The sequence below is a fragment of the Reyranella sp. genome, assembly GCF_017305915.1.
Classification (GTDB): domain Bacteria; phylum Pseudomonadota; class Alphaproteobacteria; order Reyranellales; family Reyranellaceae; genus Reyranella.
This window is the reverse complement of sequence record NZ_JAFKJN010000007.1, coordinates 64,737-78,291: the sequence shown is the minus strand read 5'-3', so window position 1 is coordinate 78,291 and position 13,555 is coordinate 64,737. Positions and strand designations below refer to the sequence as shown.

Sequence of the window (13,555 nt, the reverse complement as noted above, 5' to 3'; positions counted from 1 at the left end):
CGTTGATGGTGGTTATCGCTGGCTCATCGCGGCAAACGTCCCTTAGTCGAAGACGACGACCCCGCGTGCGACCTCGCCGGCCATCATGCGCTCGAAGCCCTCGTTGATGTCCTCAAGCTTGTAGGTGCGGCTGATCAGGCCGTCAATGTTGAGCCTGCGGTTCATGTAGTGGTCGACCAGCACGGGAAAATCCACGTTGGGCCGCACCGAGCCGTAGAAGGTGCCGCTCACCGTCTTCTCGGTGAACACCATCATGAACGGCGAGTACTGCGCCTTGATCTTCGCGGCCGAGATGCCGACCGCGACGGCGTGGCCGCCCGGCGCCAGGGCGTCGAAAGCCAGGGCCTGCGTGCTCTCGACCGAGACCGCGTCGAAGGAGTAGTCGACGCCCAGCCCGCTGGTCAGCTCCTTCACCTTCTTGGCCGGATCGTTGTCGGTCGCGGTGTTGATGGTGTGCGTGGCGCCGAAGGTCTTCGCCATCTCGAGCTTGTTGTCGCGGATGTCGGCGGCGATGATCGTGCGCGCGCCCGACAGCATCGCGCCCTGGACAGCGTTCAGCCCGACGCCGCCGCAGCCGATCACCAGCACCGTCGAGCCGGCCTCGATCTTGGCGTGGCGCGTCACCGCGCCGACACCGGTCGCGACGCAGCAGCCGACCAGCGCCGCCTGCGGCCACGGCATGTCCTTGCGGATCGGCACCACCATCTCCTCCGGCACCACGACCTCCTCGGCGAAGGTGCCGATGCGCGCCATCTGGTTGATGCCCTGCCCCTTGTGCTTCAGCCGCAGCGTGCCGTCATAGAGCGTGCCCGGCGGCACCGTGGCGCGGCCGATGCACAGAACGGTGCGGCCGGTGGTGCAGTAGCGGCAGCGGCCGCAATGCGGGCGGAAGGAGAAGATCACGTGGTCGCCCGGCTTCACCGTGGTGACGCCCGGCCCGACCTCGGCGATCTCGCCTGCCGCCTCGTGGCCCGGCACGATCGGCATCGGCGAGGGCCAGTCGCCGTTCATGACGTGCCAGTCGCTCTGGCAGACGCCCGAGGCCTTCATCTTGACCCGCACCTCGCCCGCCTTGGGCGGGTCGAGCTCGCACTCCAGCACCTGCAAGGGCTCGTTGGGCTTGAACAGCACGGCGGCCTTCATGGCGTTTCCTCCCGCTTGAGGCGGCAATTCTGGCACACTTCGGGGACCAGCCGCCAAGGGGGCACGGGAAGGATGACCGGCGTATTACTGATCACCGGCGGCGCCAGCGGCATCGGCGCCGAGACGGCGCGGCGTGCCGCCAAGCGGGGCTACAAGGTGGCGATCAACTACCGCAGCCGCGGCGCCCAGGCGATGGGCGTGGCGGCCGACATCGCCGCCCAGGACGGCGAGGCGATCGCGCTCCCCGGCGACATGGGCAACGAGGCCGACATCGTGCGCCTGTTCGCCGAGACCGAGCGCGCGTTCGGGCCGATCACGCATCTGGTCAACAGCGCCGGCATCGGCGCCGGCATGCGGGTCGACGAGTACGACGCGGCAAGGTTGACCCGGCTATTCGCCGTCAATGTGATCGGGCTGATGGTGTGCTGCCGCGAGGCGGCCAAGCGCATGTCGACCCGGCACGGCGGCAAGGGCGGCGCGATCGTCAACGTCTCGTCGATGGCAGCGACCATTGGCGGACGGCTCGGCGCGTCGGCCTATGCCGGCACCAAGGGTGCGGTCGACGCCTTCACCAAGGGCTTCGCCCGCGAGGTCGCGGCCGAGGGCATCCGGGTGAACTCGATCCGGCCCGGCATGGTGCTGAGCGAGATGACCGAGAACCGGCTCAAGGACGAGGCCTTCAGGAGCCGCATCGAGGCCTCGATCCCGATGCACCGGGTCGGCCAGCCGCCGGAGATCGCCGATGCGATCCTGTGGCTGCTGTCGGACGAGGCGTCGTTCATCACCGGCGCGATGCTCGATGCGGCCGGTGGGGGCTACATAATTTAGTCGCGGCGCTTGGATGGCAGGCCGCGGTCCGCGAGGTAGGCGTCCATGTCAGCGCTCCACAATTGCGGCGCCAAGGCGATCTGATGGCCATTCAGCATTTGCGGCGGCTTGTAGTCGTGCCACACGCCCTTGCCACCCGCCGCCAGAAAAGCGTCGAAATTGGCCTTCGTATCCTCCAACGGATAGAAGACATCCCCATCACCGTAGAGCCAAAGTGACGGCTGTCTCCAGGTGACGCCGCGATTCAGGAGGGTCCGGTTGATCGCGGCGGCTTGCAGGCAAGTCCTGGAGCCCTTCCAGCCACCGACGAAATTGACGACGGCGCGCACCTCGGGATGCTTTCCGCTCCAGGCGACACTCAGGACGCCTCCGCGCGACTGACCGCCGACAGCGATGCGGCTGCGATCGACGAACGGCTGGGAAATCAGCGCCGATGTCACGGCGTCGATCTCGCCCAGTGCCCGATCGGCACCTTCGACAGCGTTCGCGACGGAGCAGGCGTCGCCTTCCTCGTCCGCGCCCTCCGAGCCGCCGCGGCCACGGCGGGACGGCGCGATCACCACCCATCCCCGCTCGACGAACCATTGCGCGATGGCTCTGGGATCATAGGAGTGCGCGAAGCCGCCTGAACCATGATGAAAGATCAGGGTTGGGAACGGTCCGTCGCCCACAGGCTTGTAGGTGACGGTGCTGAGTTTGACGGCCGTGCCGTTAATCGCGACCGACACGGAGCCTTGCTCTTGCGCTGCTGCAGGGATGGCGAGCAGCACACCGACGAGAAGAAGCGGGGAAGGTCTGTGCAGAAACAGCCTCCTGTCAGCTTTTCGTCGAGTATTGGCGCCCCGCAGGGTGACGGGCAAGGCATCCGTGTGACCAAAAGAAAGGAGGCGCCGGATCGCGGCGCCTCCGTTCTTCTGTCTGGCTTAGTTCCTCGTCTTATCGACCAGCGCCTTCTCCTTGATCCACGGCATCATGCCGCGGAGCTTGGCGCCGATCTCCTCGATCGGGTGCTCCGACATCTTCTTGCGCATGGCCTTGAACGAGGCCTGGTTGACCTTGTTCTCGAGCATCCAGTCGCGGGCGAAGCGGCCCGACTGGATGTCGGCCAGCACGCGCTTCATCTCGGCCTTGGTCTCGTCGGTGACGATGCGCGGGCCCGAGCGGTACTCGCCGTACTCGGCGGTGTTGGAGATCGAGTAGTTCATGTTGGCGATGCCGCCCTCGTAGATCAGGTCGACGATCAGCTTCACTTCGTGCAGGCATTCGAAGTACGCCATCTCCGGCGCGTAGCCCGCCTCGACCAGCGTCTCGTAGCCGGCCTTGATCAGCTCGACCAGGCCGCCGCACAGCACGACCTGCTCGCCGAACAGGTCGGTCTCGCACTCTTCCTTGAAGGTCGTCTCGATGGTGCCGGCGCGGCCGCCGCCGATCGCCGACGAGTAGCTGAGGCCGATCTCCAGCGCATTGCCCGACGAGTTCTGCGCCACCGCCACCAGGCAGGGCACGCCGCCGCCGCGCAGGTACTCGGAGCGAACGGTGTGGCCGGGGCCCTTCGGGGCGATCATGAACACGTCGATGTCCGACCGCGGGCTGATCAGGTTGAAGTGCACGTTGAGGCCGTGCGCGAAGGCCAGCGCCGAGCCCGGGCGCATGTTGGGGGCGAGGTCGGCGTTGTAGATGTCGCTCTGCAGCTCGTCCGGGGTCAGCACCATGACGATGTCGGCCCACTTGGCGCCGTCGGCCGGGCTCATCACCGTGAAGCCCGCGCCCTCGGCCTTCTTGATCGTGGCCGAGCCGGGCTTGAGCGCGATGCGCACGTCCTTCACGCCCGAATCGCGCAGATTCATCGCATGGGCATGGCCCTGGCTGCCGTACCCGACGACAAGGACCTTCTTGCCCTTGACCAGGTTCACGTCGGCATCCCGATCGTAATAGACACGCATTTTCCTGCTCCCTCTCGAATGGCGCCGCTTTAGCGGGCGGACAGGGCGAGGCGCAAGCCAAGAAGCGCCAGCGCGCCGCCCATGAACCGCTCGATCCAGAATTTTGCCCGGCGGTAGAAGGTTCGCGCCGTGTTCCCTGAGAAGGTCAGGGCGAGCAGCGCGAACCAGGTGAACTCGTCGAAGGCCACGAGGGCCAGGACCGTGGCCTGCATCCAGGCCGGCATGTCGTGCGGCAGCACCGACAGGAAGATGCTGCCGAAGAAGACCATGATCTTGGGATTGCTGAGCTGCAGCAGCAGGGCCCGGGTGAAGACCTGCCCGTCGCTGGCGCCGGCCAGGACCTCGATCTCCGGCAGCGGATCGCGCGCATGGCGCCAGATCATCACCGCGAGATAGATCAGGAACAGCCCGCCGGCGACCTGGAACCCGATGTAGAGCCAGGCGAACTGCGCGAACAGCGCCTGCAGCCCGAACAGCGCGGCCGATGCCCAGGCGACCGCGCCCAGCATCATGGCGAAGGCCGAGATCAGCCCGCTGCGCCGCGACGCGGCGGCGGTCTGCACCACCAGGACGGTGGAGGGTCCGGGACTTGCGACGGCCAGGAGATGGACGACCGCCAGCCCCAGCAGGGCGACGAGAGCGTCCATTAAAGCGCCTCGCCGCCGCGGGTCATGGCGACGATGCCGGTGCGGCCGACATCGACCAGGCCGAGCGCCGCCATCAGGCTGATGAAGGTGTCGACCTTGTCGGAATTGCCGGTGACCTCGAACACGAAGGAATCGGTCTTGGCGTCGATCACCTTGGCGCGGAACACGTCGGCCAGCCGCAGCGCCTCGACACGCTTCTCGCCGGTGCTCTTGACCTTGATCAGGGCGAGCTCGCGCTCGATGTGCGGGCCTTCCATGGTGAGGTCGTGCACCTTGTGCACCGGCACCAGGCGGTCGAGCTGCGCCTTGATCTGCTCGATCACCATCGGCGTGCCGGCGGTGACGATGGTGATGCGCGACAGGTTCTCGGCCGCGTCGGTCTCGGCGACCGTCAGGCTCTCGATGTTGTAGCCGCGGCCGGAGAACAGGCCGACCACGCGGGCGAGGATGCCCGGCTCGTTGTCGACCAGCACGGAGATGGTATGGCTCGACGCCAGCTCGCGATTGCTCACACCAGCACCATGCCTTCTTCGGACACCGGCTTGGCGGCGCGGTCGTCGGGACCGAGCAGCATGTCGTAGTGCGCCGCCCCCGACGGGATCATCGGGAAGCAGTTCTCCGCCTTGTCGACCGCGACGTCGACGACGACCGGCTTCCTGATCTCGATCATCTCCTTGATCGTGTCGTCGAGCTTGGCGGGCTCATGGCAGCGCAGGCCGACCGCGCCGAACGCCTCGGCGAGGCGCACGAAGTCGGGCAACGATTCCATGTAGCTCTCGGAATAGCGGCCGCCATGCAGCAGCTCCTGCCACTGTCGCACCATGCCCATGTACTGGTTGTTGAGGATGAAGATCTTCACCGGCAGCCGGTACTGCGCCACCGTCGAGAGCTCCTGGATGTTCATCATGATCGAGGCTTCGCCGGCGACGTCGATCACCAGCGCGTCGGGGTGCGCGATCTGCACGCCCATCGCCGCCGGGAAGCCGTAGCCCATGGTGCCGAGGCCGCCCGAGGTCATCCAGTGGTTGGGCTTCTCGAACTTCAGGAACTGCGCCGCCCACATCTGGTGCTGCCCCACCTCGGTGGTGATGTAGTGCTCGCGGTCCTTGATGTGGTGATAGAGCCGCTCGAGCGCATATTGCGGCTTGATGATCTCGGCGCCCTGCTTGTAGGCGAGGCACTTGCGCTGCCGCCACCCATCGATCTGCGCCCACCAGGCCTTCTGGGCCTTGAGGTCGAGCTTGGGCTGCTTCTTCTGCCAGATGTCGATCAGGCCCTTCAGGGCGCGGCGGGCGTCGCCGACGATCGGCAGGTCGACGCGGACGTTCTTGTTGATCGAGCTGGGATCGATGTCGATGTGGATCTTGGTCGACTTCGGCGAGAACTCCGCGAGCTTGCCGGTGATGCGGTCGTCGAAGCGCGCGCCGATGTTGATCAGCACGTCGCAGTGATACATGGCGAGGTTCGCCTCGTACGTCCCGTGCATGCCGAGCATGCCGAGGAACTGCGAATCGGACGCCGGGTACGAGCCCAAGCCCATCAGCGTGTTGGTGATCGGGAAGCCGGTCATGCGGACGAGCTGCGTCAGCAGCTGGCTCGCCTTCGGCCCGGAATTCACCACGCCGCCGCCGACGTAGAAGACCGGCCGCTTGGCCTTGGCCATCAGCTCGACCGCCTGGTGCAGCAGGGCCCGGTCGGGCTTGGTGATCGGCTTGTAGCTCTTGTGCTCGACCGGCTTGGTGGGCGCCACGTAGTCGTGCTTGTTCATCAGCACGTCCTTCGGCAGATCGATCACCACCGGGCCGGGACGGCCCGAGCGCGCCACGTAGAAGGCCTCGTGGACGGTGCGCGCCAGCACGGCGACCGATTTCACCAGGTAATTGTGCTTGGTGCAGGGCCGGGTGATGCCGGTGGTGTCGGCCTCCTGGAAGGCGTCGTTGCCGATCAGGTGAGTCGGCACCTGGCCGGTCAGGCAGACGATGGGCACCGAATCCATCAGCGCGTCGGTGAGGCCGGTCACGGCGTTGGTGGCGCCGGGGCCCGAGGTCACCAGCACCACGCCGACCTTGCCGGTCGAGCGGGCGTAGCCCTCGGCGGCGTGCACGGCGGCCTGCTCGTGGCGGACCAGAATGTGGCGAAGCTGGTTCTGCTTGAAGATCGAATCGTAGATCGGAAGGACGGCGCCGCCGGGATAGCCGAAGACGACCTCGACTTCCTCGTCGATCAGGGCTTTCACCAGCAGATCGGCGCCAGTCGTGGCGGACTCCTCGGGCTTCATGACGACGACACTCCTTCTGACTACCGTCCGGTCGGGCTGACACAGACGTCGCTAGACAAATGCGCCGCAAACGGGCGGTTTGCGGCGGCGCGGACCATAGGGACCAAGGCACTAAAAGTAAAGTTTCAGGTCTCTATTTTGTCCAAAAATTTCTCAGACGCAGGATTAGCTACCACATCTGGCGTGAGCTGATGGCGAAACCACGTCATCTGGCGTTTGGCGTATTGCCGGATGTGGTCGATCGCGATCTGCCGCGCCTTGTCCAAGGTAAGCTCGCCGCGGAAGAAGCGAAAGAGCTCCGGCGCGCCATGCGCTTTCAGGCCCGGCCATTTCGGATCGGGATGACGGTCGAACACGGCGCGCACCTCCTCGAGCACGCCGTGCTGCAGCATGACGTCGAACCGCGTCTCGATGCGGGCCCTGAGCCAGCCGCGGTCGGGGGCCAGAAGGATCGTCCTGAACCGGTAGGGTGCGGGGGCGCCCTGTTCCTTTTGCCAGTCGCTGAGCGGCCGGCCGGTCGCCTGCACCACCTCCCAGGCCCGCACGTGCCGCTGCCGGTCGCCCGGTTTGAGGCGCCTGACGATTTCGGGATCGCGCCCGGCGAGGCGATCGCGGAAGGCTTCGGCGCCCAACGCCTGCCAATCGGCATTCGCCTGGTCGCGCAGCTCGGCCGGAACTGCGGGAATTGCCGAAATTCCCTGGATCAGCGTTCGAAGATAGAGGCCCGAACCGCCGCACAGGATCGGCGCCGGACTTTCGGCAATTTCGGCTAATGCCAGATCCCGCCAGCGCGCCGCCGACAGGGTCTCGCTCAGGGGCAGCACGCCATAAAGCGCATGCGGAACGCGCGCGCGCTCCTCGGGCGTCGGCTGCGCGGTCAGGATCGGGAAGGCGTCGTAGGTCTGCATGGCGTCGGCATTGATCACCGTGCCGCCGTGCCGCCCGGCCAAGGCGAGCGCTGCCGCCGACTTGCCCGAGGCGGTCGGTCCGGTGACGACGAGGACTTGCTTGGCCATACGCGCGGCAGTTTGCTAGAGCCGGAGCGTGAAGAACACCCTCGTCCTGATCGCGCCGTCGCTCGACGACAAAACCGTGCAGCGCGCCTCGGAGATCCTGTGGAGCAACCGCGGCGAGGTCGGCACGCCCGACTGGCTGGCGCCCGGCATGGCGTGCGAGATCCCGTTCGACGGCAAGACGACGACGGTGTCGCTGCCCGGCGTCGATGCGGTCGTGCTGCCGACCGCCAACCGGCGCAAGCGGCTGCTGGTGGCCGACATGGAATCGACCATGATCGAGAACGAGATGCTCGACGAGCTCGCCGACTTCCTCGGCCTGCGCGAGCGGATCGCCGCCATCACCGCGCGCGCCATGAACGGCGAGCTCGACTTCGCCGCGGCGCTGAACGAGCGCGTCGGCCTGTTGAAAGGCCTGCCGGTCGGCAAGCTCGACGAAGCCGCCAAGCGCATCCGCTACATGCCCGGCGGCGCCACGCTGGTCGCCACCATGAAGAAGCACGGCGCCACCTGCGCGCTGGTCTCGGGCGGCTTCACCTACTTCACCGCCCTGGTGAAGACGGCGCTGGGCTTCGATTCCGACGCGGCCAACGTCCTCAAACACGACGGCCAGACGCTGGCCGGCGCGGTCGAGCTGCCGATCCTCGGCAAGGAAGCCAAGCTCGTCACCCTCGATCGCCTGTGCGTCGAGCGCGGCCTCCAGGTCGGCGAGGCGCTGACGGTCGGCGACGGCGCCAACGACCTGCCGATGCTCGAGGCCGCCGGCCTCGGTGTCGCCTTCCACGCCAAGCCCGCGGTCGCCGCGGAAGTGTCCGCGCGCATCGACCATGGCGATCTCACCGCCCTGCTCTATCTCCAGGGTTACCGCAAATCCGATTTCGTCGAGAGGCCCGACCCATGACCGATGCCATCCAGATCGTGCTCGCCAAGCGTCCCGAAGGCGACGTCACCGCCGACTGCTTCCGCGAGGAAACCGTCGCGCTGCCGGCGCTGACCGACGGCCAGCTTCTCATCCGCTCGCGCTTCCTGTCGCTCGATCCCTACATGCGGCCGCGCATGACCGAGATGCGTTCCTACACGCCGCCCTTCGCGCTCGGCCAGCCGTTGACCGGCGGCTCGGTCGGCGAGGTCGTCGATTCACGCAATCCGAAGTTCGTCAAAGGCGACCTGGTGATCGGCATGCTCAACTGGGCGAGCCACACCGTCCATGACGGCAAGGGCCTGCGCAAGGTCGATGCCGGCGTGCCCTTGTCGGCCTATCTCGGCGTGCTGGGCATGCCCTCCTTCACCGCCTGGTACGGCATGAAGCACATCTGCAAACCCAAGGCGGGCGAGACGGTGTTCGTGTCGGCGGCAACCGGCGCCGTCGGCCAGGTGGCGGGCCAGCTCGCCAGGCTCGCCGGCGCCAAGGTCGTCGGCTGCGCCGGCGACGAGGACAAGTGCGTGTGGGCGGTGCGCGAAGCGGGCTACGACGCCTGCTTCAACCATCGCACCGAGCGCGACTACGGCGCGGTGCTCGACAAGCTCTGCCCGCAGGGCATCGACGCCGACTTCGAGAATGTCGGCGGCCGGCTGTTCCATGCGGTATTCGAGCGGATGACCAATTTCGGCCGTATCGCCTTCTGCGGCGCCATCTCGGAGTACCAGGACACCACGCCGCTGGCCGGCCCGGAGAAGATGTTCGGCATCGTGCAGAAGCGGCTCACCATCCAGGGCTTCATCGTCAGCGACCATGTCGCGTTGATGGGCGACTTCATCAACGACGTTGCGCCGCTACTGCCCTCCGGCAAGCTCAAGAGCCGAGAGACCGTGGTCGACGGCCTCGCAAAAGCCCCGCAGGCCTTCATGGGCCTGCTCAAGGGCGAGAACTTCGGAAAGCTGGTCGTGAAGATCAGCTAGCTCTTTTCGAGAGCTACTTCGACAGCCGCAAAGCTGCGAAGCGCGGATCGCCCTGGCGCTCGACGAACAGCAGGACCGAGCGCTTCTTCTGCGCCTGCAGCTTGGCCACGATCTCGGTGACTTCCTGCGGCGTGGTCACCGGCTTCTGGTCGACCTCGAGGATGACGTCACCGGCCTGCAACTGCTTCTCCGCCGCCGGGCTGTTGGGCGCCACCTTGGTGACCACCACGCCCTTGACGTTGTCGCTGAGCCCATACTTCTCGCGCAGCTGGTCGCTCACCTTGCCGAGCGTGAGGCCGAGCTGCTCGATCGTCGAGCTGATGGCCTGGTCGGGCTCAGCCGGTTTCTTGCCAGGCCCTTGGGCCGAAGCGTTCTGCTTCTCGGGCTCTTCCTGCTCGCCGATGCGCAGCTTGAGCGGGGTCTCCTTGCCGCCGCGCCAGACCACGACGTCGACCGTGGCGCCGACCCGGGCGTTGGCGACGATGCGCGGGAAGCGGCGCAGGTCCGGTACCTCCTGGCCCGCGAAGGAAAGGATGATGTCGTTGCGCTTGATGCCGGCCTTGGCGGCCGGACCGTCGGCGGTGACATTGGCCACCAGCACGCCGCGGGCGCGGTCGAGACCGAAGGAATCGGCGATGTCGTCGGTGACGCTCTGGTAGCTGACGCCGATCCAGCCGCGGCGGACCTTGCCGAACTCCCGCAACTGATCGGCGACCTGCTTGACCAGGTTGGACGGGATCGAGAAGGCGAGACCGGCATTGGTGCCCGACGGCGAGTAGATCGCCGTGTTGACGCCCACGACCTCGCCCTCGGTGTTGAACAGCGGCCCGCCCGAGTTGCCCTTGTTGATGGCGGCGTCGGTCTGCAGGTAGTCGTCGAGCGAGTCCGACAAAGCGCGGCCGCGGGCCGAGATGATGCCGGCGGTCACCGAATGGCCGAGACCGAACGGGTTGCCGATCGCCACCACCCAGTCGCCGACCCGGATCTTGTCGCTGTCGCCGAACTTGGCGGCCGGCAGCGGCTTCTTGTTCGGCGGGTCGACCTTGAGGACTGCCACGTCGACCCGGCTGTCGGAGCCGATCAGCTTGGCCTTGAGCTGGGTGTCGTCGCGCAGGATGACGGTGATGTCCTCCGCGCCCTGGATCACGTGGTTGTTGGTGACGATGTAGCCGTCGCCGTCGATGATGAAGCCCGAGCCGAGCGAGGTGCCGCGGCGCTGCGCCTGGTCACCGCCCTTCTTGTCGAAGAACTCCTTGAACAGCTCCTCGAACGGCGAGCCCGGCGGCAGCTGCGGCATGTCGCGCAGCCTGGGCCCCTGCTGCGGCACGTTCTGGGTGGTGGTGATGTTCACCACCGTCGGCAGCAGCTTGTCGACGAGATCGGCGAAGCTTTCCGGCGCGTCCCGGGCCACTGCCGGCTGCGCCACAATCGTACCGAACGCGACCACCGCCGCGACTGCCGCGGCCCGCAAAAACCCTGAAAACCCCGAGAGAATCACGACTGACCTCCAACGGCGCTCAAGGCGTTCAAAATGAGGTCCGGCCGGCGCCGCGTGTTCGAGTTCCTGTCTACATGGCGGCGGAATGTGGCGCAAATAAAGAGGCCGTTATGTTGCCGGATATTTCAGTGTTTTCCGCACATTCGATCAAATTGCTGGGGCGCCGTGGCAGGTCTGCCACAGCGCCCCCAATGGCCTATTTCTTGCCCACCTGGGCGGCCGGCCCGGACGGGTCGTTGAAGTAGCGGAAGAAGTCCGAATCGGGGCTCAGGATCATGGTCCCGCCGGACCCGAAGGCCTGCTTGTAGGCCTCCATGCGCCGCCAGAAGGCATAGAAATCCTTATCCTTGTCGAAGGCGTCGGCGTAGATCTTGGTCGACTCGGCATCGGCGTCGGCCATGGTGATCTGGGCCTTCAGCCCGGCATCGGCCTTGATCACCGCGACCTCGCGGTCGGCGGTGGCGGTGATGCGCTGCTTCTCCTCGTCGCCCTCGGCGCGGAGTTGGCCGGCCTCGCGCTCGCGGTCGGTCTTCATGCGATTGTAGACCGACTGGGAGTTGGCCTGCGGCAGGTCGGCCCGCTTGATGCGGACGTCGACCACCTCGACGCCGAGGTCCTTGGTCTTGCCGTTCACCCGCCGCGTGATGTCGTCCATCAGGCTGGCGCGCTGTTCGGTCAGCACCGCGTGCAGCGGCACCGAGGAGAGCACGCCGCGGATCTCCGAGTTGATCAGCGAATCGAGCAGGCCGCGTAGCGCCGGCTCGCCGCCCGGCACCGTCTCGGCAAACAGCCGGGCGTTCACGATCTTGAAGCGGGCATAGGCGTCGACCACCAGCCGCTTCTGGTCGCCGGCGATGATCTCGAACTCCTCCGCCTCGTAGTCGAGCAGGCGGCTGTCGATGCGCTGGATGTCCTGGATCAGCGGAATCTTGGCGTAGAGGCCGGGCTCGGTCTTGGGCTGGCCGACGATGGCGCCGAACTGGCGGACCAGCACCTGCTTGGTCGGATCGACGCTGTACAGCATCTGGGTCAGCAGAAAGACGGCGATGGCCGCAAGCACCAGCAGGCCGATGGAACGGTTGCTCATCGCGTGCCTCCCGGCGCCGGCTGGACGGTGGTCGTTCGGGGTGGCAGCGGCGTCGCCGACTGGCCGGACTTGAGCTCGGGCAGCGGCAGGTAGGGCACCACGCCCGGCCCGCCGGTCTTGTCGACCATCACCTTGTTCACGTTGCGCAGCACTTCCTCGATGGTCTCGAGATAGAGGCGCTCGGAGGTGATGTCCTTGGCCTTGGCGTACTGCTCGTAGACGCGGGTGAAGCGCTGGGCGTCGCCCTTGGCCCGCGCCACGGTGGTCGCCTTGTAGCCCTCGCCCTTCTGGATGATCGATTCGGCCTCGCCCTTGGCCCGCGGCAGCACCTGGTTGCGGTAGGTATTGGCCTCGTTGATCGACTTCTCCTTGTCGGCGCGCGCCGCCTGCACGTCGCGGAAGGCGCCGATCACCTCCTGCGGCGGGTCGACCCGCAGCAGCTGGACCTGGGCGATGCGCGCTCCCAGCCCGTACTCGTCGAGAATGCGCTGCAGCAGGTCCTTGGTGTCCTGCTCGATCCGGGTCCGGCCCTCGGTCTGGGCGTATTGCAGGTTGGACTTGCCGATGACTTCGCGCATGGCGGCCTCGGCGCCGGCCCGCACGTTCTCCTCGACATTGCGCACGGCGAAGGCGAACTCGTACACGCCCTTGACCTGCCACAGCACGGCGAACTCGATGTCGACGATGTTCTCGTCGCCGGTCAGCATCAGGTTCTCGGTTGAGGTCGGACGCGAGCCGCGCCCGTAGGTGCTGCGGTCGGCGGCGTTGCGCGAGCCGATCACGGTGCGGCGCTGGTCGCCGACATTGACGACGACCACGTTGCCGATCGGTGCCGGCAGGTTGTAGTGCAGGCCGGGCTCGACCGGCTTGCCGTAGGGCTTGCCGAACACCAGCTGGATCGCCTGCTGGTTGGGCTGGACGCGGAAGAAGCCGGTCAGCAGCCAGATCACCACCGCCGCCAGGGCGATCAGGATGAGGCCCTTGAAGGAGCCCAGGCCGCCCGGCATCAGGTTGCGCAGCCGCTCCTGACCCTTGCGGATGACGTCTTCCATGTCGGGAGGCCGCCGCGAGCCGAACGGGCCGTTGCCCCGACCGCCGCCGCCACCGCCGCCCCATGGGCCGCCGCCGCCGCTGCCGCCACCGCCGCCGCCCCACGGGCCGCCGCTGTTGTTATTCCAAGCCATCCGCACCTCGAGGCCGCCTTTTGGGGGGACCTTTG

13 protein-coding genes are annotated in these 13,555 nt (G+C 66.9%); 3 read left to right on the top strand and 10 right to left on the bottom strand.

Going from position 1 to position 13,555, the window contains the following annotated elements:
* Positions 1–42: 42 nt before the first annotated feature.
* Positions 43–1,143 (bottom strand): Zn-dependent alcohol dehydrogenase, encoded by a 1,101-nt coding sequence (locus J0J01_RS03900; RefSeq protein ID WP_296378884.1) that lies wholly within the window; start codon positions 1,141–1,143, stop codon positions 43–45.
* Between the two features lie 72 nt (positions 1,144–1,215).
* Between J0J01_RS03900 and J0J01_RS03895 the strand changes: the two genes are divergently transcribed.
* A complete protein-coding gene (locus tag J0J01_RS03895; RefSeq protein ID WP_296378883.1) occupies positions 1,216–1,971 on the top strand; it encodes an SDR family oxidoreductase in 756 nt (251 codons plus the stop codon).
* On the opposite strand, the gene J0J01_RS03890 is transcribed toward J0J01_RS03895, so the two are convergent.
* The 6 genes from J0J01_RS03890 to miaA form a co-directional block, all read right to left on the bottom strand.
* Positions 1,968–2,741: a dienelactone hydrolase family protein gene (locus J0J01_RS03890; RefSeq protein WP_296378882.1), complete on the bottom strand. Its 774-nt coding sequence runs from the start codon at positions 2,739–2,741 to the stop codon at positions 1,968–1,970. The two genes, J0J01_RS03895 and J0J01_RS03890, sit on opposite strands and share 4 nt — an antisense overlap.
* 153 nt (positions 2,742–2,894) lie before the next feature.
* A complete protein-coding gene (gene ilvC, locus J0J01_RS03885) occupies positions 2,895–3,914 on the bottom strand; it encodes a ketol-acid reductoisomerase (RefSeq protein ID WP_296378881.1) in 1,020 nt (339 codons plus the stop codon).
* A gap of 29 nt (positions 3,915–3,943) precedes the next feature.
* Positions 3,944–4,561, bottom strand: coding sequence for a LysE family transporter (locus J0J01_RS03880; protein ID WP_296378880.1), 618 nt, complete (start codon positions 4,559–4,561; stop codon positions 3,944–3,946).
* Positions 4,561–5,073, bottom strand: coding sequence for an acetolactate synthase small subunit (ilvN, locus tag J0J01_RS03875; RefSeq protein WP_296378878.1), 513 nt, complete (start codon positions 5,071–5,073; stop codon positions 4,561–4,563). Before ilvN ends, J0J01_RS03880 begins: the two co-directional genes overlap by 1 nt.
* Complete coding sequence (locus J0J01_RS03870) at positions 5,070–6,839, bottom strand: acetolactate synthase 3 large subunit (RefSeq protein ID WP_296378877.1); 1,770 nt, start codon at positions 6,837–6,839, stop codon at positions 5,070–5,072. Before J0J01_RS03870 ends, ilvN begins: the two co-directional genes overlap by 4 nt.
* A gap of 125 nt (positions 6,840–6,964) precedes the next feature.
* Positions 6,965–7,855 carry a tRNA (adenosine(37)-N6)-dimethylallyltransferase MiaA gene (gene miaA / locus J0J01_RS03865; protein WP_296378876.1) on the bottom strand — a complete coding sequence of 297 codons (891 nt, stop codon included), beginning with the start codon at positions 7,853–7,855 and terminating at the stop codon, positions 6,965–6,967.
* A 28-nt stretch (positions 7,856–7,883) separates the two neighbouring features.
* Between miaA and serB the strand changes: the two genes are divergently transcribed.
* Positions 7,884–8,753, top strand: coding sequence for a phosphoserine phosphatase SerB (gene serB, locus J0J01_RS03860; RefSeq protein WP_296378874.1), 870 nt, complete (start codon positions 7,884–7,886; stop codon positions 8,751–8,753).
* The gene (locus J0J01_RS03855) at positions 8,750–9,751 is read left to right on the top strand and encodes an NADP-dependent oxidoreductase (protein WP_296378873.1); all 1,002 of its coding nucleotides are present in this window, start codon (positions 8,750–8,752) and stop codon (positions 9,749–9,751) included. Before serB ends, J0J01_RS03855 begins: the two co-directional genes overlap by 4 nt.
* Positions 9,752–9,764: 13 nt before the next feature.
* On the opposite strand, the gene J0J01_RS03850 is transcribed toward J0J01_RS03855, so the two are convergent.
* The 3 genes from J0J01_RS03850 to hflK all read right to left on the bottom strand — a co-directional run bounded on the left by J0J01_RS03850 (position 9,765) and on the right by hflK (position 13,520).
* Complete coding sequence (locus J0J01_RS03850; RefSeq protein ID WP_296378871.1) at positions 9,765–11,162, bottom strand: DegQ family serine endoprotease; 1,398 nt, start codon at positions 11,160–11,162, stop codon at positions 9,765–9,767.
* A 283-nt stretch (positions 11,163–11,445) separates the two neighbouring features.
* The gene (gene hflC / locus J0J01_RS03845; protein WP_296378870.1) at positions 11,446–12,336 is read right to left on the bottom strand and encodes a protease modulator HflC; all 891 of its coding nucleotides are present in this window, start codon (positions 12,334–12,336) and stop codon (positions 11,446–11,448) included.
* A complete protein-coding gene (gene hflK, locus J0J01_RS03840; protein WP_296378869.1) occupies positions 12,333–13,520 on the bottom strand; it encodes an FtsH protease activity modulator HflK in 1,188 nt (395 codons plus the stop codon). The genes hflC and hflK overlap by 4 nt, the downstream gene beginning before the upstream one ends.
* Positions 13,521–13,555 lie beyond the last annotated feature (35 nt).